Below are 16632 nucleotides of genomic sequence, written 5' to 3'. Positions count from 1 at the left end.
TAAACATGACGCTATACCCGTAATACAAATATTATTTTTAATATTTTGACAAGTGTAGCGCAAATAATGTTGAATGGATACTTTAATTTTGACGGATATGAAACTATCTCTTAAACGTGAAAACTTTCACCGCAACCGCAGGAATCTTTAACATTCGGGTTTTCAAATTTGAAACCCTCCTGCAGGCCTTCTTTGGTGTAGTCAACTTGCGTGCCATCCAAATAGACCAAACTTTTCGGGTCGACAAATACTTTTGCGCCGAAGGCTTCGAAAACAGCGTCGGATTCGTCCGACTGATCGACAAATTCCAAATTGTAAGCCATACCCGAGCAGCCGCTGGTTTTGACGCCTAAGCGGACACCTAAGCCTTTGCCGCGTTTTTCAAGATAGTTGTTGATGTGTTTGGCTGCATTTTCTGTGATGGTAATCATACTGACTTCCTTATTCCGATTGCTTCCGTATATTTTCAGACGGCCTGCTGCCGCGCCCATGCTACCGCTGCCGCAATCGCGGCTTTGGCTTGCGGGCTGTTTTTCCAGCAGGTGCTGCCGCTTAAAGCCGCACCTTGTTCCAGAATATCGGCAGGGTCGGCCGCAGCAAGTTTTGCGGTATCGTCCAACCCCATTTCTTTCAGTCGGCGGATAACCGTAGGGCCGACGCCTTTGACCGATAACAGGGATTCAGTTTCTTTCTGACTGAATGCCATATCCGGCTCCTTTTTAGACGGCCTTTGCTTTGATAGAGGCCGTCTGAAAGATTATTGCGCTTCTTTTTTCTTGCGGTAGTCGGCAACCGCTGCTTTAACTGCGTCTTCGGCCAAAATCGAGCAGTGGACTTTTACCGGCGGTAATTCCAATTCCTCGGCGATGTCGCTGTTTTTAATGGCTAAAGCGTCGTCCAAACTTTTGCCTTTGACCCATTCGGTGATCAGGCTGGAAGAGGCGATGGCCGAACCGCAACCGTAGGTTTTGAATTTGGCATCTTCAATAATGCCTTGCTCGTTGACTTTGATTTGCAGACGCATCACGTCGCCGCAGGCCGGTGCACCGACCATGCCGGTACCGACCGAATCGTCGCCTTTGTCGAAGGTGCCGACGTTGCGGGGGTTTTCATAATGGTCGATGACTTTGTCGCTGTATGCCATGATGTGGGTTCCTTGTGGTTTGTTGTTAAAGGGTTTGGTGAAGGCCGTCTGAAAAAGTGGTTTTGGGTTTCAGGAAGCCTTTATGTTGTGGGTTTTCATCGGGTTTCAAGCCGACTGTTTTGTTTTTCAGACGGCGTTATGTGCAATATCTGTCAGTTAGGTAGGTTGGGTTCTCAGCCCAACCTACCGCTTGCTGCTTGAATTTGCTTATCCGTGCCGTCTGAAAAACGGCATTTAGTTTTTTCAGACGGCCTGAATCGGACTGATTTAATGCGCCGCCCATTCGATGGTGTTCAAATCAATCCCGTCCAAATGCATTTCCCACAGCGGTGAGAGTTCGCGCAGTTTGTCGATTTTTGATTTGATCAACTCGGCGGCGTAGGCGACTTCTTCTTCGGTGGTCATGCGGCCGAAGGTAATGCGCAGGGAAGAGTGCGCCAATTCGTCGTTGCGTCCGAGTGCGCGCAATACGTAAGACGGTTCCAAGGAAGCGGAGGTACAAGCCGAGCCGCTGGACACGGCGAGTTCTTTCACGGCCATAATCAGGCTTTCGCCCTCGACAAAGTTGAAGCTGACGTTCAGATTATTCGGTACGCGGTGTTCCAAATCGCCGTTGATGTACACTTCTTCGATGCCTTCGATGCCTTTTAAGAATACATCGCGCAGTTTCAGGTAGTGGGTGGTGTCTTGTTCCAATTCCGCTTTGGCCAAACGGAAGGCTTCGCCCATGCCGACGATTTGGTGGGTAGGCAAAGTACCGGAGCGGAAGCCGCGTTCGTGACCACCGCCGTGCATTTGCGCTTCGAGGCGGACACGCGGTTTGCGGCGGACATACAGTGCGCCGATGCCTTTGGGGCCGTAAACTTTGTGGCCGGACATAGACAGCAAATCGACTTTGGCGGCTTCGACGTCAACCGGAATTTTACCGCAGGCTTGGGCGGCATCGACGTGGAAAATGATTTTGCGTTCGCGGCAGATTTCGCCGATGGCCGGAATATTTTGAATCACGCCGATTTCGTTGTTTACCCACATCACGGAAATCAGGATGGTGTCTTCACGGATGGCGGCTTTCAATACGTCCAAATCAATCAGGCCGTTTTCCTGTACATCCAGATAGGTCACTTCAAAACCTTGCCGCTCCAATTCGCGCATGGTGTCGAGTACGGCTTTGTGTTCGGTTTTGACGGTAATCAGGTGCTTGCCTTTGCTTTTATAAAAGTTGGCCGCGCCTTTGATGGCCAAATTGTTGGATTCGGTTGCGCCGCTGGTAAACACGATTTCTTTCGGGTCGGCATGAATCAGTGCGGCAATGTTGGCGCGGGCTTCTTCAACGGCTTCTTCTGCGACCCAGCCGAAGCTGTGGCTGTTGGATGCGGGGTTGCCGAATAATTCGGTCAGATAGGGAATCATTTTTTCGGCAACACGTTTGTCAACCGGTGTGGTGGCGGCGTAGTCTAAATATACGGGTGTTTTAACGGACATGGTTTGCTCTTTCTGTTTCTATTTTGGTAGTTAATGGATGTGCGTAAAAGTAACGACTTTACCGTCGTTTTCAATATGTTTTTTATCAATAATGCTCTGCAGGGTGACGCTGCTTAAATAGTTGTTGATGGTAACGTTGAGATTTTCCCATAAGTCGTGCGTCAGGCAGGGCGCACCGTGATGGCAGTTGGCTTTGCTGCTGCACTGGGTGGCGTCGAGCTTGTCTTCGGCAGCTTCGATGATTTGGGCGATGTTGATTTCGGAGGCGGGTGCTGCAAGGATATAACCGCCGCCCGGTCCGCGCAGACTTTCGACCAGTTGCGCGCGGCGCAGCTTGCTGAAGAGCTGTTCGAGATAAGAAAGGGAGATGCTTTGGCGTTCGCTGATGGCGCTGAGCTTGACGGCACCGGTTTGTGCATTCATGGCCAGGTCAATCATGGCGGTAACGGCGAAACGGCCTTTGGTGGTGAGTCTCATGGTATGTGCCTGCATGTGGCTTTTTTTATCATGGTTTGATTTTCTAATATCTGAGTGTTTTAGTCAAGTATATGTTCGGGTAGTGTGATTGTTTGTGTTTATGAGCGGATTGGTTTTGTCGAGGTATTGTTTTGTTCGTGATGAAATATCGGGTCAGTAGAAGAGGATGCCGTCTGAAAATTTTTCAGACGGCCTCTCGGCCGAAAAGCAACTGCACAAATGTAATTTTTATGTTAAAGTTTGGCTTTAATAACTTGGCGGTTTGGCCGTCATCAGGGGCTGTTTAAATTTAAAATCAGGATATACGGGAAGGCCGGTGAGAGGCCGTCTGATTTTAAGCTTAAGCAGCCTTATCCATGTGTATGCCTTATTTATATCTATTTCAAGAGGTACTCAATCATGCAGTCTTGGCAACTCCCCGAGCATGTTGCTGATGTTTTGCCGACAAATGCCCGCCAGTTGGAAAGTGCCCGCGAACAGTTGCTGGCTTTATTCCGTGTGCACGGTTATGAACTGGTTCAGCCGCCGCTGATGGAATACAGCAATTCGCTGCTGACGCATATCGATGCAGGTTTGTCTTTGAAGACGATTCGTGTCGCAGACCAAATCAGCGGCCGCCAGTTGGGTATCCGTGCGGACATCACGCCGCAGGTGGCGCGTATTGATGCGCACCTGCTTTCTGCCAATAACGGCATCAACCGTTTATGCTACGCCGGTTCCGTACTGCATGCCCGTCCTGACGGTTTTTTGAAAACGCGGGAACCTTTGCAGGTAGGTGCCGAGCTATACGGTTTTACCGATATTGCTGCCGACATCGAAGTGGTTGATTTGATGTTGAAAAGCATGAAGATTGCCGATTTGGGCGAATTATTGCTGTCTTTAGGGCATGTCGGTGTATTCCGTGCTTTGGCGCAGGCGGCGCAATTGAGTGAGGAACAGGCGGCGCAGTTGCTGGCCTTGATGCAGGATAAAGATGCCCAAGCCGTTGCGGGTGAAGTCAAGGCTTGGAAATTGGACGGTATGTGGGCCAAAGCCTTTACCTTGCTGCCTGCGCTTTATGGCGGCCGTGAGGTATTGGCCGAAGCGCGTGCCAAATTGCCGGATTTGTTTGCGGTGGGTCAGGCCTTGGATGAGTTGCAGGCGATTTGCGATGCTTTTCCCGAGCAAAACGTTCATATCGATTTGTCGGAGCTGCGCGTGGATAATTACCATACCGGTTTGCTCTATGCCGCTTATGGCTCGAAAAGTCATGATGCCGTGGCGCGCGGCGGACGCTATGACGGTTTGGGTGCGTATTTCGGACGTTCCCGTCCGGCAACCGGTTTCAGCTTTGATTTGCGCAGCTTCATTGGGCGTTTGCCGCAAATCGACCGTCAATCTGTGGTGATGGTGGCGCAAAAAGATGTAGAACAGGCGCGGCAGGCGATTGAGGAACTGCGCGGGCAGGGGCAGTGTGTCATTGTGGATTACGGCATGGCGCACAATGGCTCGAAAGATATTGCAGGCCGTCTGAAAGAAATCGACGGTGTATGGGAAGTCATTGAGATTTGATTAATTTTTTAGAGCAGGGTTTTTGATTTATGGCTAAGAATGTTGTCGTAATCGGCGCGCAATGGGGCGACGAAGGTAAAGGTAAGATTGTGGACTGGCTGGCGGAAGAAACCACCGGTGTTGTGCGTTTCCAAGGCGGTCATAATGCAGGCCACACTTTGGTGGTCGGCGGTAAAAAAACCGTTTTACGCCTGATTCCGAGCGGTATTTTGCATGAGCAGCTGGATTGTTTCATCGGTTCGGGCGTGGTGGTTTCGCCGGAAGCGTTGTTGGGTGAAATCGACGAGTTGAACGCCGCCGGTGTGAAAAACGTAGAAGGCCGTCTGAAAATCGCGCCGACCGCGCCTTTGATTCTGCCGTACCATATCGCTTTGGATCAGGCGCGTGAAGCGTCCCGCGGCAAAGGTAAAATCGGTACGACCGGCCGCGGTATCGGCCCTGCCTATGAAGACAAAGTGGCGCGCCGCGCCATCCGCGTGGGCGATTTGCTGAATTTGGATAAAATCCCTGAAAAATTGGAAGCGGTTCTGGCTTATTACAATGTACAGTTGCAGCATTTGCACGGCGCAGAGCCTGTAAAATCTGAAGATGTGATGGCTGTCATTGAAAAAGTGGCACCGCGCATTGTGCCGATGATTACCGACGTTTCGCGTGTGCTGAACGATAAGTCACAAGCCGGTGAAAAGTTGCTGTTTGAAGGTGCGCAGGGTACGTTGCTCGACATCGATTACGGTACTTATCCGTTCGTGACTTCATCCAACTGTCTGGCCGGAGCGGCTTCCGCCGGTGCCGGTGTCGGCCCGCAAATGTTGGATTATGTGTTGGGCATCGTTAAGGCCTATACCACGCGCGTGGGTTCGGGACCTTTCCCGACGGAATTGTTCTGCGAAGTAGGCGCAGGTCTGGCCGAACGCGGTCATGAATTCGGCTCGGTCACCGGCCGTGCGCGCCGTTGCGGCTGGTTTGATGCGGCGGCATTGAAACGTTCGATTCAGGTCAACGGCATTTCCGGTATGTGCATCACCAAATTGGATGTGATGGACGGTATCGAAGAAATCAAGATTTGCGTAGGCTACGAATTGCCTGACGGCAGTAAAACCGACATCCTGCCTTGCGGTTCGGATGCGGTGGAATTGTGCAAACCTATTTTCGAAACCATGCCGGGTTGGGCGGAATCGACTTTCGGTGTGAAAGAATATGACGCGCTGCCTGAAAATGCCAAAGCCTATTTGAAGCGTATCGAAGAAATTTGCGGTGCGCCGGTAGCGATTGTTTCGACCGGCCCGGATCGTGAAGAGACGATTGTGTTGCATCATCCGTTTGCCTGACAGGCCGTCTGAAAAATTCAGCCCTTAAAATCGATGAGATTTTAAGGGCTGAATTTTTTATTTTACGCTTATTTTTGTCAGATTTCAGGGTCATGTAAATGTAGTTTTAAGTAGCTATACTGGGGCTTGATGTAAATCAAGTCAAGCTGGATAAGTAGTTTTATTTCATGTTTATTCCTATCTATCAGATTTAAAAAGTGCTATTCTTAAAATATAAATTATCCGGTTTATTTTGTTTTTAGTTTATTTAAAACAGGAGTTTGATATGTCTGCTGATGTACAGGAACGCCCATTGGGTTGGGAAGGATTTGTTGGCGGCAACTGGGAAACCAATGTCGATGTCCGCGACTTTATTCAGAAAAACTATACGCCGTATGAAGGCGATGCCGGCTTTTTGGCTCCGGCTACCGAAGCGACCACAAAATTGTGGGCGGAAGTCATGGAAGGCATCAAGGTTGAAAACCGCACCCACGAACCATACAAAATCGATGCGCAAGTGGTTTCGGGCATTACCAGCCATGCGCCGGGCTATATCGATAAAGATTTGGAAACCATCGTCGGCCTGCAAACCGATGAGCCTTTGAAACGTGCCATTATGCCGTTTGGCGGTCTGAAAATGGTTCAGGATGCCTGCAAGGTTTACAACGTCGAACTGAATCCCGAAGTAGCGGAAATTTTTACCAAATACCGTAAAACCCATAATCAGGGTGTGTTTGACGTTTACACCCCCGACATCCGCCGTTGCCGCAAATCCGGTGTGATTACCGGTCTGCCCGACGCGTATGGCCGCGGCCGCATTATTGGCGATTACCGCCGTGTGGCGTTGTACGGTATTGATTTCCTGATGAAAGACAAGCTGAATCAATACAATTCGTTGCAGGCCGATTTGGAAAACGGCGTGAATCTGGAAGAAGTGATCCGCCGCCGCGAAGAAATCAACGACCAATACAATGCTTTGGCGCAAATGAAAGAAATGGCCGCGTCTTACGGCTACGACATTTCCAAACCTGCTGCCAATGCCCAAGAAGCGATTCAGTGGACTTACTTCGCTTATCTGGCTGCCGTCAAATCGCAAAACGGTGCGGCCATGTCGTTCGGTCGCGTGTCTTCTTTCTTGGATATTTACATCGAACGCGACCTGAAAAACGGTGTGATTACCGAAACGCAAGCGCAAGAATTTATCGACCACTTGGTGATGAAGCTGCGTATGGTACGCTTCCTGCGCACGCCCGAATACGACCAATTGTTCTCGGGAGACCCGATTTGGGCAACCGAATCCATCGGCGGTATGGGCTTGGACGGCCGCACGCTGGTTACCAAAACCAACTTCCGCGTGCTGCATACGCTCTACAACATGGGGCCGTCTCCCGAGCCGAACATTACGATTTTGTGGTCTGAAAAACTGCCGCAAGGCTTTAAAGAATATTGCGCCAAAGTTTCGATTGACACATCTTCCGTGCAGTATGAAAACGACGATTTGATGCGCCCCGATTTCAACAGCGACGACTATGCGATTGCCTGCTGCGTCAGCCCGATGATTGTCGGCAAACAAATGCAGTTCTTCGGTGCGCGCGCCAACCTGGCCAAAACCCTGCTGTACGCAATCAACGGCGGTGTGGATGAAAAATCGAAAGAGCAGGTTGGTCCGAAAACCGAACCGATTTTGGACGAAGTTTTGGATTACGAAACCGTGTTCAACCGCATGGATCAGTTCATGGATTGGTTGGCGACCCAATACGTTACCGCTTTGAACATCATCCACTACATGCACGACAAGTATTCGTACGAAGCCGCGCTGATGGCCTTGCATGACCGCGACATCATCCGCACAATGGCTTGCGGTATCGCCGGTTTGTCCGTGGCGGCCGACTCGCTGTCTGCGATTAAATACGCGAAAGTGAAACCTGTTCGCGACGAAAACGGCATTGCAGTCGATTTTGAAATCGAAGGCGAATATCCGCAATTCGGTAACAACGATGACCGCGTGGACGACATCGCCTGCGATTTGGTGGAACGCTTCATGCGCAAAGTGGCTACCCACAAAACCTACCGCGATGCGATTCCGACGCAATCCGTGTTGACCATTACGTCCAACGTGGTTTACGGTAAGAAAACCGGTAACACGCCTGACGGCCGCCGCGCAGGTGCGCCGTTCGGTCCGGGTGCCAACCCGATGCACGGCCGTGATGTGAACGGTGCGGTTGCCTCGTTGACTTCGGTAGCGAAACTGCCGTTTGAGTTTGCCAAAGACGGTATTTCCTACACCTTCTCGATTGTACCGGGTGCGTTGGGTAAAGACGAACGCTCACGCGAACGCAATCTGGCAGGCTTGATGGACGGTTATTTCCATCACGAAGCCGGTGAATTGGAAGGCGGACAACACTTGAACGTCAACGTGTTGAACCGCGAAACCCTGCAAGACGCGATGGAGAATCCGGATAAATATCCGCAACTGACCATCCGCGTATCGGGTTATGCGGTGCGTTTCAACTCCCTGACCCGCGAGCAGCAGCAGGACGTGATTACCCGTACCTTTACCGAAACCATGTAAAGTAAGGGTTGGGTGTGAAACAATGCCGGGTCGTTAATCCGGCATTGTTTTTATCCGTAGATTTTCAGACGGCCTTTTGATACAGACCTCTATTATGCAGACATTTACCATTAATCCCGAACAACAGGGCAAAGACATCAAACCGCGTATCCGTGCCAAAACAGAAAGCGGTCACCGCCATTATCAGGGCAAAGGCATCGTGCATTCCATCGAGTCTTGCGGTACGGTGGACGGCCCCGGGCTGCGCTATGTATTGTTCTTACAAGGCTGCCTGATGCGCTGCCTGTATTGCCACAACCGCGACACTTGGGATCTGCATACCGACAAAGCCCAAGAGTTGACGGTTGAGCAGGTGATGAAGCAGGTAATGTCATACCGCCATTATCTGCGCGCCACCGGCGGCGGGGTAACGGCCACCGGCGGCGAGCCGCTGCTGCAATATGAATTCGTGCGCGATTGGTTTACTGCCTGCCGCGAACACGAAATCCATACCTGCTTGGATACCAACGGTTACGCCCTGCATTACGATGAAATTTTAGACGGCCTGCTCGACCATACCAATTTGGTTATGCTGGATTTGAAACAGATCGATCCCGATATTCATAAGGTATTGGTAGGGATTCCGAATACCAAAACCTTGAACTTTGCCCGCTATCTGGCCGAACGCAAGCAGCCGACGCGGGTGCGCTATGTGATTGTGCCGGGCTATACCGACGACGAACGTTCGGCCAACTTGTTGGGCGAGTTTATCGGCGGCATGGAAAACATCGAAACCGTCGAGCTTTTGCCGTATCACGAATTGGGTGCGCACAAATGGGCATTGTGCGGCGACGAATACAAACTGACCGGCGTCCATCCGCCGCCGAAAGAGACCGTATTGAAAATCAAGGAAATATTGGAAGGTTACGGTAAGAATATTATTTATTGATTCTGCTGTTAATCGAAAGGCCGTCTGAAAAATAATTTTCAGACGGCCTTTTGCCGGATGATTTTATTTGATGATAACGGGCTTGTCGGTCGACATGATGATGCCGCCGCCCAAGCAGACATCGCCATCGTAAAGGACGGCGGATTGGCCGGGGGTAACCGCCCATTGCGGTTCGTCGAAAACCAATTCGGCGGTGTCATCGTCGAGATAACGTAATTCGCAGGCGGCATCGGCCATGCGGTAACGGGTTTTGCAGGTATAGCGGCCTTCAGACGGCCTTTGCGGCAGCGTCCAGCTCAAATCGTTCATGACGAGGCTGTCGGTATAGAGCAGCGGGTGCTCGTGGCCTTGTACGACGATGAGTTCGTTTTTTCCCAAGTCTTTGGCGGCAACGAACCAGGGCTCGCCGGCTCCGCCGATACCCAAGCCTTTGCGCTGGCCTAAGGTGTAAAACATCAGGCCGACATGTTCGCCGACGACTTTGCCTTCGGGCGTAACCATTTTGCCGTTGTCGGTAGGCAGGTATTTTTGCAGGAATTCGCGGAACGGGCGTTCACCGATAAAGCAGATACCGGTGCTGTCTTTTTTGGTTGCGGTCGGCAGTTCGAATTCGGCTGCCAGGCGGCGGACTTCGGGTTTTTCCAAACCGCCCAAAGGAAAAACGGCCCGTTCGAGCTGATACGGTTTCAAACGGTAGAGAAAATAGCTTTGGTCTTTGTTTTGGTCGAGGCCTTTGAGCAAGTAATGCACGCCGTTGCGCACTTCTTTGCGCGCATAGTGGCCGGTGGCAATCGTATCCGCGCCTTGTTCGATGGCGTAATCCAAAAAGCATTTGAATTTGATTTCGGCATTGCACAACACATCGGGATTAGGGGTGCGGCCTGCGCGGTATTCTTTCAAAAAATAGGCGAAAACGTTGTCTTTGTATTGCGCGGCGAAATTGACGATGTCGATGTCGATGCCGAGTATGTCGGCCACGGCAATGGCATCGAACGAATCTTGTTTGATGCTGCAATATTCGTTGTTGTCGTCGTCTTCCCAGTTCTGCATAAATACGCCGTTGACTTGGCAGCCTTGTTTTTTCAACAGGGCGGCGGTAACGGACGAATCTACGCCGCCGGAAAGGCCGACGATGATGTTTTGCGGGGTGTGTTCGGTAGTCATGCGGGCAAGCTATGGGGGGGAAACATAAAATTTAAAGTGGAATTGTAGCATATTGGGTAGCAATATCGTTTGTCCGGATGCGTAAAGGAGCCGTCTGAAAACCATATGGTTTTCAGACGGCCCCGGGTATATTTGACGCTTAGGGTTTAGTGTTGGTGCGAACCTTCGCCATGCTTTTGTTTATGCGCAGGCATGGGAGCGGTTTTGACCGGAACTTTGATGTTTTGCGGTTTGGCATTTTTGAATTTGAGCGTAACCGGAACGGTTTCGCCGTCTTTCAATTGGCGTTTCAGACCCATGAACATGATGTGGTAGCTGCCCGGTTTCAATTCGGTATCAGCCTTGCTCGGCAGGGGGACACCGCCTTCGACTTCGCGCATACGCATCACGCCGTTGTCGTTGATGTGGGTATGCACTTCAACGCGTTCGGCCACTTCGCTGCTGCCGCCGATTAAGAAATCCTGTTTGGCCTCATCATTGTGAATGGTCATGAATGCACCGCTCATGTTCATGCCTGCAACGGTAGCGCGTGCCCATGCATCTTTAACATGAATGCCTGCGGCCGAAGCAGAAGTGGCCAAACCGGCGGCGATCAGGGTTGCCAAAAATTTTTTCATGTCGCATTCCTTGTGAATGATGGTAATAGAATAATGTTACAGTAAAAGGCCGTCTGAAGGCTTTGACGTGGATTAAAACGCAGGTTAAAACAGGTTAAACCCGAATTCGCGCCACAGCGACATCAGCCAGACCAAAGCCAGCAAGGTCAAAGCCAAAAGCTGGGCGGCCGAGCCTGCGTCTTTGGCGCGTTTGGCCAGCTCGTGTTTTTCGGTGGAAGTGTGGTCGACGGCCGCTTCGATGGCAGTATTGAATAATTCGGTAATCAGCGAAACAAACGAAGCCATAATCAGCAAAATGCGTGTGGACGGGCCGAAGTTGAGGAAAAAGGCGACGATAATCAAAATGGCGTTGAGCAGCACCAATTGGCGGAACGCGCTTTCGAAACGGTAGGCGGCTTTGAGACCGTCTTTGGAGTAGCCGAACGCATTGATGATGCGCCGAAGTCCGGTTTTGCCTTTTTTGGCGGCGGCATAAGAGTCGTTTTTCATAGCGGATGATGAATCAGGATTGTCATGGTTGGGCAGATAACAGGCCGTCTGAAAAATCTTTTTTTCAGACGGCCTCCGGTTAATCAGGCTTTCGACCAAGATTCGACGGTATCGGCAAACATCGCCGCGACGTCAAAACCTTTCTGTTTCATGATTTCTTGGAAACCGGTCGGGCTGGTTACGTTGACTTCGGTCAGGTTGCTGCCGATGACATCCAATCCGGCCAGCAAAATACCGCGGCGTTTCAGTTCGGGGGCGAGGGTTTCGGCAATTTCGCGGTCTTTTGCGCTGAGTTCCTGCGCCACGCCGCGTCCGCCTGCGGCCAGGTTGCCGCGTGTTTCGCCGTTTTGCGGTATGCGTGCCAAAGCGTAAGGTACGACTTCGCCGCCGATAATCAGGATGCGTTTGTCGCCGTCGACGATTTCGGGGATGTAACGTTGCGCCATGATGGTGCGCGTATCAAGCTGCATCAGGGTTTCGAGAATACTGCCGATATTTGGGTCGGTTTCGGTCAGGCGGAAAATGCCCATGCCGCCCATGCCGTCGAGCGGTTTGACGATGATGTCGCCGTGTTCTTTCAAAAAAGCGCGCACGTCTGCCGAACGGGTAGTGACCAAAGTCGGCGCGGTAAACCGGCTGAAATTCAAAATCGCCAGTTTTTCATTGAAATCGCGCATGGCCTGACCGCTGTTGAATACTTTTGCACCTTGTTCTGCAGCCAGCGTCAGAAACTGGGTGGCATACAGATATTGCATGTCAAACGGCGGGTCGGTGCGCATAATCACCGCGTCGAAATCTTTTAAGGCCGTCTGAATTTTATCGCCACTTTCAAACCAGGCATGATCGTCATCGCTTTTTGCACCGAGAAATTCAAACGGTGCCGCTTGTGCCACCACCAAGCCTTGCTGTACCGACAATTCGCTGCTCAAGGTATGCGAAAGCCGCCAGCCGCGCTTGGCCATTTCGCGCATCATGGCGTAGGTGGTGTCTTTGTAGGTTTTGAAAGTAGCCATCGGATCGGCGATAAACAGAACGTTCATGGAATTTCCTTAAGATGAGACAGCATCATCATACACTTGTTGAGGCCGTCTGAAAATTTTAAGTCAGGTTGAGTTTGATATTTAAAGTAAAAATAATGCATGTTATTATATGAATGATTTAATCATTAAATATGGGGAATTCAATGAATAAAATAATGTTTGCGGCATTGGTTTGGGGTTTGTCTGTTCCGGCTTTGGCGAATGATTACGCGAATTACACCAAGGAGGAATTGCGTAAGTTGTGTGAGTTTCAAAAGCAGAGTCTGCAACGGAAACACAATGGCACACCGGCTTGCGAGGCTTTGAAAAAAAGAAGACGTAAGTAAGGTTTATTTAAAATAAGAGAGGCCGTCTGAAAACCGGTAGATTTTCAGACGGCCTCTCTTACGTCATTCCCGCGTAGGCGGAAATCCAGTCTTATCAGCTTCAGAAATATATGAAGGTTGCAGGAAATGGATATTCTGGATTCCCGCCTATGCGGGAATAACGGGTAAAGATTTCGTCATTGGAATCGAGTGTGGCAATGGTCCGGCTTATTTTTGTCACTGCGCATTCAAACAAAACCAATCAAGCCGCGGCCAGGGTGAGCAATTCGGCCGCATGGTGGCGGGTGGTATCGGTGATGGTTTCACCGCCGAGCATCCGGGCAACTTCTTCCACACGCTCTTGTCCTTTCAGAACGCGGATTTCGCTGACGGTTTGTTCGCCTTCGCTGTGTTTGCGTACCTGCCAATGGTGTTCGCCGCAGGAGGCGACTTGCGGCAGGTGGGTAACGGCCAAGACTTGGTGCCGTTTGCCCAAAGCGCGCAAAGCTTTGCCCACTGTTTCGGCGACGCCGCCGCCGATACCGGTATCGACTTCGTCGAAAATCAGGGTCGGTACATGGGTATATTGGCTAGATACGACTTGAATGGCCAGGCTGATGCGTGCCAATTCGCCGCCGGAGGCCACTTTGTTTAACGGACGCGGTATGCTGCCTTTGTTGGCGGCAACTTGGAACTGGACTTGTTCCAAACCGTGCGCGGTCGGGGATGAGGGCAGCAGGATAATGTCGAAACGCGCGCCTTTCATGGCCAAATGCTGCATGTGCTCGGTGGTTTCGCTGCCCAAACGCTCGGCGGCTTGGTGGCGCATAGCGGATAGGGTTTGGGCGGCTTCTTGGTATTCGGCAAATTGCTGGGCAACGGCAGCTTCCAAGGCTTCCAAATCGGCAGCGGCGTGCAAGGTTTCTAATTGGCCGGCGATTTCCGTTAATTTATCCGGCAGGGTTTCCGGCTCGATACGGTATTTGCGCGCCATGCTCATGAGTTCGGCCATGCGGCGTTCCTGTTCCGCCAATTCATCGGGGTTGATGTCGGTGCGTCCGGCGACATCGCGCATATTGGCGCTGATTTCGCCCAATTCGGCTTCGATGCTGGCCAGCATGTTCAGGCTTTCGGCAAAGCGCGGTTCGATGTTTTGCAGGTTGCCGAGCAGTTTTTGGCATTGGTAGATTTGGCGCTGGATGCCGTTGTCGCCGTCGATGTTTTCGCTGATTTGTTCGGCGGTTTGCAGCAATTCGGCGGAATGCGCCAGGCTGTCGTGACTTTGGCTGAGGGCTTCCCATTCGCCTGCCTGCAGGTTGAGTTGGGTCAGCTCGTTAAACTGCCATTCCAAGCGTTCGCGTTCGATGGCGGTATTTTCAGACTGCTCTTGCGCTTCCTGGAGCGATTTTTTAGCCGCTACCCAGCTTTGATAGTGTTGGCGCACGGCTTCGGCTTGGGCCGATGCGCCGGCGAAAGCGTCTAAAAGCTGGCGTTGGGCAGATTCTTGGTTCAGCGAATGATGGGCGTTTTGGCCGTGAATATCAATCAGCTGTTCGCCGATGGCTTTGAGCTGTACCAACGTAGCGGCCTGGTTGTTGATGTAGCTGCGGCTTTTGCCTTTGGCATCGATAATGCGGCGGATGCTGAGCTCTTCCGCACCGTCTTCCAGCAGGCCTTGTTCGTGTAATTGGGCTTGCAGCTGAGGCAGGCCGCCGATGTCGAACAGGGCGGACAATTGTGCTTCTTTGGCCCCGTTGCGCACTTGGCTGTAATCGGCTTTGTCGCCGAGAAGCAGGCCGAGAGCGTCAAGTGTGATGGATTTGCCGGCACCGGTTTCGCCGGTCAGGACGGTGAAGCCGTTTTGGAAATCGAGATTGAGCTGTTCGACAATGACAAAGTCGCGCAATGAAAGTGCCATCAACATAAGTTTTCCTCACTGGGCAGGATAAATATGGTTTGGTTTAGATTTTTGGAATTATAACTAAGATTTTTTATAGTTTGAATAAGATTTTCTATATTTTATTTAGAAAATATTGTGAATTGATTTATGATTTTGAATTTGTTGATTTTATTTTGTTGGAAAAAGGCCGTCTGAAAATTTTTCAGACGGCCTGTGGTTTATCCGGTTTGTTTTACATAAAGATGTCGACGATCAGAACCAATGCCAGTGCGGAGAAGGCACCGATGAAGGAAACCATCGTTTTGGCCATGAACTGGTCTTTGACATCTTTAAGGCCGTAGAGTCCGTTGAACACCCAGAAGCCGCTGTCGTTAAAGTAGCTGAAGGATACGGCGCCGGCACAGGTGGACATGGCGACCAATACCGGATTCAGGCCTAATTGCGGTACCAAAGGTGCGGTTAGGGTGGCGGCGGTAATCAGTGCCACGGTCGCGCTGCCCAAAGAGATACGCATCAGGGCGGCAATCACGAACGGAATCAGGATGCCCGGAATACCGATGTTCAATACGGCTTCGCCCAAGGCATTGCCGATACCGGCATCGCGTACCACATAACCCAGCGCACCGCCCGCACCGGTAATAAACAGAATCATACCGGTTGATTTGACGCCGTCTTCGATGGCGTCGGCGGATTCTTTGGCGGTCAGGCGGCGGCCTAAGCCGTAGAGCGCAATCAGCAGGCCGATAATCAGTGCAATCACCGGATGGCCGACCATTTTTAAGAATGAAGCAAACGCGCCTTCCATTTTTAGGAAATCAACCGTGGTATTACCCAAAATCAGCAGCAGCGGAATCAGAATCGGGGCGAAAGACAAACCGGCGCCCGGCAGGTTTTTGTCTTTGTAGATTTGTTCCATGTTTTCAATGGATTTGATGTACTCTTGTTTGAAATCGGTGCGGATAAAATCGGTACCGTCTTCGGTAGGGATTTGGTAGATTTTTTTACCCAGCCATTTGGAATAGAGGGTAGACATAATCAATACCGGTAAAGTCATGACCAAGCCCCAGACAATCATCATGCCCATATCAATTTCCAAGATACCGGCAACGGCCAGCGGGCCTGGGGTAGGCGGGATGAAGACGTGTGCCAACTGCAAACCGGTGGCCATTGCCAAGCCTAAGCCGATGACGCTTTTACCGGTCATACGCGACAGGGATTTTGCCAGCGGGGTCAGGATCACCAGGCCGGAATCGGCGAATACGGGAATGGCCACCACATAGCCGGTAAGTGCCAACGCCCATTCTTCTTTGGCTTTGCCGATGAGTTTGATGATGGAAAACGCCATTTGTTCGGCCGCGCCGGAACGTTCCAAAATCGCACCCATCATCACGCCCAGACCGATGATGATACCGGTGCTGCCCAAAGTGCTGCCGAAGCCTTTGGTAATCGAACTGATGACGTCGGCGAAAGGCAGGCCGCCGATCAGGCCGGTTACCAAAGACGAGATAATCAGGGCGACAAATACGTGGATGCGGGTTTTCATTGCTAAGATCAACAGCAGGATGATCCCCACGGCCAAGCCGATTAACATTTGGCCGCTGCTTACGGTAGCTTCCATCTTTTTTCCTTTATTGAAGTAGAGAATATGGATTGTTG

The 16632-nt window shown here is 51.2% G+C and carries 15 protein-coding genes; 4 read left to right on the top strand and 11 right to left on the bottom strand.

All coding sequences use genetic code 11. The annotated features are described in order from the left end of the window. Positions 1–110 precede the first annotated feature (110 nt). From iscA to iscR, 5 genes are all read right to left on the bottom strand, one after another. On the bottom strand, positions 111–431 hold the full coding sequence (gene iscA / locus ACM67E_RS07685; protein WP_416190876.1) for an iron-sulfur cluster assembly protein IscA: 321 nt from the start codon (positions 429–431) through the stop codon (positions 111–113). 35 nt (positions 432–466) lie between these two features. Next, a complete protein-coding gene (locus ACM67E_RS07680) occupies positions 467–706 on the bottom strand; it encodes a helix-hairpin-helix domain-containing protein (protein ID WP_416190875.1) in 240 nt (79 codons plus the stop codon). Positions 707–757: 51 nt separating this feature from the next. After that, positions 758–1144 carry a Fe-S cluster assembly scaffold IscU gene (iscU, locus tag ACM67E_RS07675; RefSeq protein WP_416190874.1) on the bottom strand — a complete coding sequence of 129 codons (387 nt, stop codon included), beginning with the start codon at positions 1142–1144 and terminating at the stop codon, positions 758–760. Positions 1145–1411: 267 nt separating this feature from the next. Beyond that, positions 1412–2626, bottom strand: coding sequence for an IscS subfamily cysteine desulfurase (locus ACM67E_RS07670; protein WP_416190873.1), 1215 nt, complete (start codon positions 2624–2626; stop codon positions 1412–1414). Between the two features lie 30 nt (positions 2627–2656). Further along, a complete protein-coding gene (gene iscR / locus ACM67E_RS07665) occupies positions 2657–3103 on the bottom strand; it encodes a Fe-S cluster assembly transcriptional regulator IscR (protein WP_416190872.1) in 447 nt (148 codons plus the stop codon). Between the two features lie 399 nt (positions 3104–3502). On the opposite strand from iscR, the gene ACM67E_RS07660 reads away from it, so the two are divergent. The 4 genes from ACM67E_RS07660 to pflA all read left to right on the top strand — a co-directional run bounded on the left by ACM67E_RS07660 (position 3503) and on the right by pflA (position 9461). Then, positions 3503–4654, top strand: coding sequence for an ATP phosphoribosyltransferase regulatory subunit (locus tag ACM67E_RS07660; RefSeq protein ID WP_416190871.1), 1152 nt, complete (start codon positions 3503–3505; stop codon positions 4652–4654). A gap of 29 nt (positions 4655–4683) precedes the next feature. Further along, entirely contained in the window at positions 4684–5982 is a 1299-nt protein-coding gene (locus ACM67E_RS07655) for an adenylosuccinate synthase (RefSeq protein ID WP_416190870.1), read from the top strand. Between the two features lie 265 nt (positions 5983–6247). Further along, complete coding sequence (pflB, locus tag ACM67E_RS07650; protein WP_416190869.1) at positions 6248–8533, top strand: formate C-acetyltransferase; 2286 nt, start codon at positions 6248–6250, stop codon at positions 8531–8533. A gap of 94 nt (positions 8534–8627) precedes the next feature. Beyond that, positions 8628–9461 (top strand): pyruvate formate lyase 1-activating protein, encoded by an 834-nt coding sequence (gene pflA, locus ACM67E_RS07645; protein ID WP_416190868.1) that lies wholly within the window; start codon positions 8628–8630, stop codon positions 9459–9461. A 63-nt stretch (positions 9462–9524) separates the two neighbouring features. On the opposite strand, the gene mnmA is transcribed toward pflA, so the two are convergent. The 6 genes from mnmA to ACM67E_RS07615 form a co-directional block, all read right to left on the bottom strand. Beyond that, complete coding sequence (gene mnmA / locus ACM67E_RS07640) at positions 9525–10625, bottom strand: tRNA 2-thiouridine(34) synthase MnmA (protein ID WP_416190867.1); 1101 nt, start codon at positions 10623–10625, stop codon at positions 9525–9527. A 146-nt stretch (positions 10626–10771) separates the two neighbouring features. Further along, positions 10772–11242, bottom strand: coding sequence for a copper chaperone PCu(A)C (locus tag ACM67E_RS07635; protein ID WP_416190866.1), 471 nt, complete (start codon positions 11240–11242; stop codon positions 10772–10774). A gap of 84 nt (positions 11243–11326) precedes the next feature. Next, on the bottom strand, positions 11327–11731 hold the full coding sequence (locus ACM67E_RS07630) for a diacylglycerol kinase (RefSeq protein WP_416192755.1): 405 nt from the start codon (positions 11729–11731) through the stop codon (positions 11327–11329). A gap of 83 nt (positions 11732–11814) precedes the next feature. Next, entirely contained in the window at positions 11815–12771 is a 957-nt protein-coding gene (gene gshB, locus ACM67E_RS07625; protein ID WP_416190865.1) for a glutathione synthase, read from the bottom strand. Positions 12772–13338: 567 nt separating this feature from the next. After that, entirely contained in the window at positions 13339–15000 is a 1662-nt protein-coding gene (recN, locus tag ACM67E_RS07620; protein ID WP_416190864.1) for a DNA repair protein RecN, read from the bottom strand. Positions 15001–15208: 208 nt separating this feature from the next. Continuing rightward, entirely contained in the window at positions 15209–16594 is a 1386-nt protein-coding gene (locus tag ACM67E_RS07615; RefSeq protein WP_416190863.1) for a GntP family permease, read from the bottom strand. Positions 16595–16632: the final 38 nt, after the last annotated feature.

The organism is Neisseria sp. CCUG12390 (genome assembly GCF_047837985.1).
Lineage (GTDB): Bacteria > Pseudomonadota > Gammaproteobacteria > Burkholderiales > Neisseriaceae > Neisseria.
The sequence above is the reverse complement of the archived record's forward strand: the minus strand, read 5'-3'. Positions and strand labels throughout refer to the sequence as shown.

Coding starts and splice junctions, on each gene's coding strand:
- iscA (WP_416190876.1), bottom strand. CDS start 431: ATGATTACCATCACAGAAAATGCAGCCAAACACATCAACAACTATCTT.
- ACM67E_RS07680 (WP_416190875.1), bottom strand. CDS start 706: ATGGCATTCAGTCAGAAAGAAACTGAATCCCTGTTATCGGTCAAAGGC.
- iscU (WP_416190874.1), bottom strand. CDS start 1,144: ATGGCATACAGCGACAAAGTCATCGACCATTATGAAAACCCCCGCAAC.
- ACM67E_RS07670 (WP_416190873.1), bottom strand. CDS start 2,626: ATGTCCGTTAAAACACCCGTATATTTAGACTACGCCGCCACCACACCG.
- iscR (WP_416190872.1), bottom strand. CDS start 3,103: ATGAGACTCACCACCAAAGGCCGTTTCGCCGTTACCGCCATGATTGAC.
- ACM67E_RS07660 (WP_416190871.1), top strand. CDS start 3,503: ATGCAGTCTTGGCAACTCCCCGAGCATGTTGCTGATGTTTTGCCGACA.
- ACM67E_RS07655 (WP_416190870.1), top strand. CDS start 4,684: ATGGCTAAGAATGTTGTCGTAATCGGCGCGCAATGGGGCGACGAAGGT.
- pflB (WP_416190869.1), top strand. CDS start 6,248: ATGTCTGCTGATGTACAGGAACGCCCATTGGGTTGGGAAGGATTTGTT.
- pflA (WP_416190868.1), top strand. CDS start 8,628: ATGCAGACATTTACCATTAATCCCGAACAACAGGGCAAAGACATCAAA.
- mnmA (WP_416190867.1), bottom strand. CDS start 10,625: ATGACTACCGAACACACCCCGCAAAACATCATCGTCGGCCTTTCCGGC.
- ACM67E_RS07635 (WP_416190866.1), bottom strand. CDS start 11,242: ATGAAAAAATTTTTGGCAACCCTGATCGCCGCCGGTTTGGCCACTTCT.
- ACM67E_RS07630 (WP_416192755.1), bottom strand. CDS start 11,731: ATGAAAAACGACTCTTATGCCGCCGCCAAAAAAGGCAAAACCGGACTT.
- gshB (WP_416190865.1), bottom strand. CDS start 12,771: ATGAACGTTCTGTTTATCGCCGATCCGATGGCTACTTTCAAAACCTAC.
- recN (WP_416190864.1), bottom strand. CDS start 15,000: ATGTTGATGGCACTTTCATTGCGCGACTTTGTCATTGTCGAACAGCTC.
- ACM67E_RS07615 (WP_416190863.1), bottom strand. CDS start 16,594: ATGGAAGCTACCGTAAGCAGCGGCCAAATGTTAATCGGCTTGGCCGTG.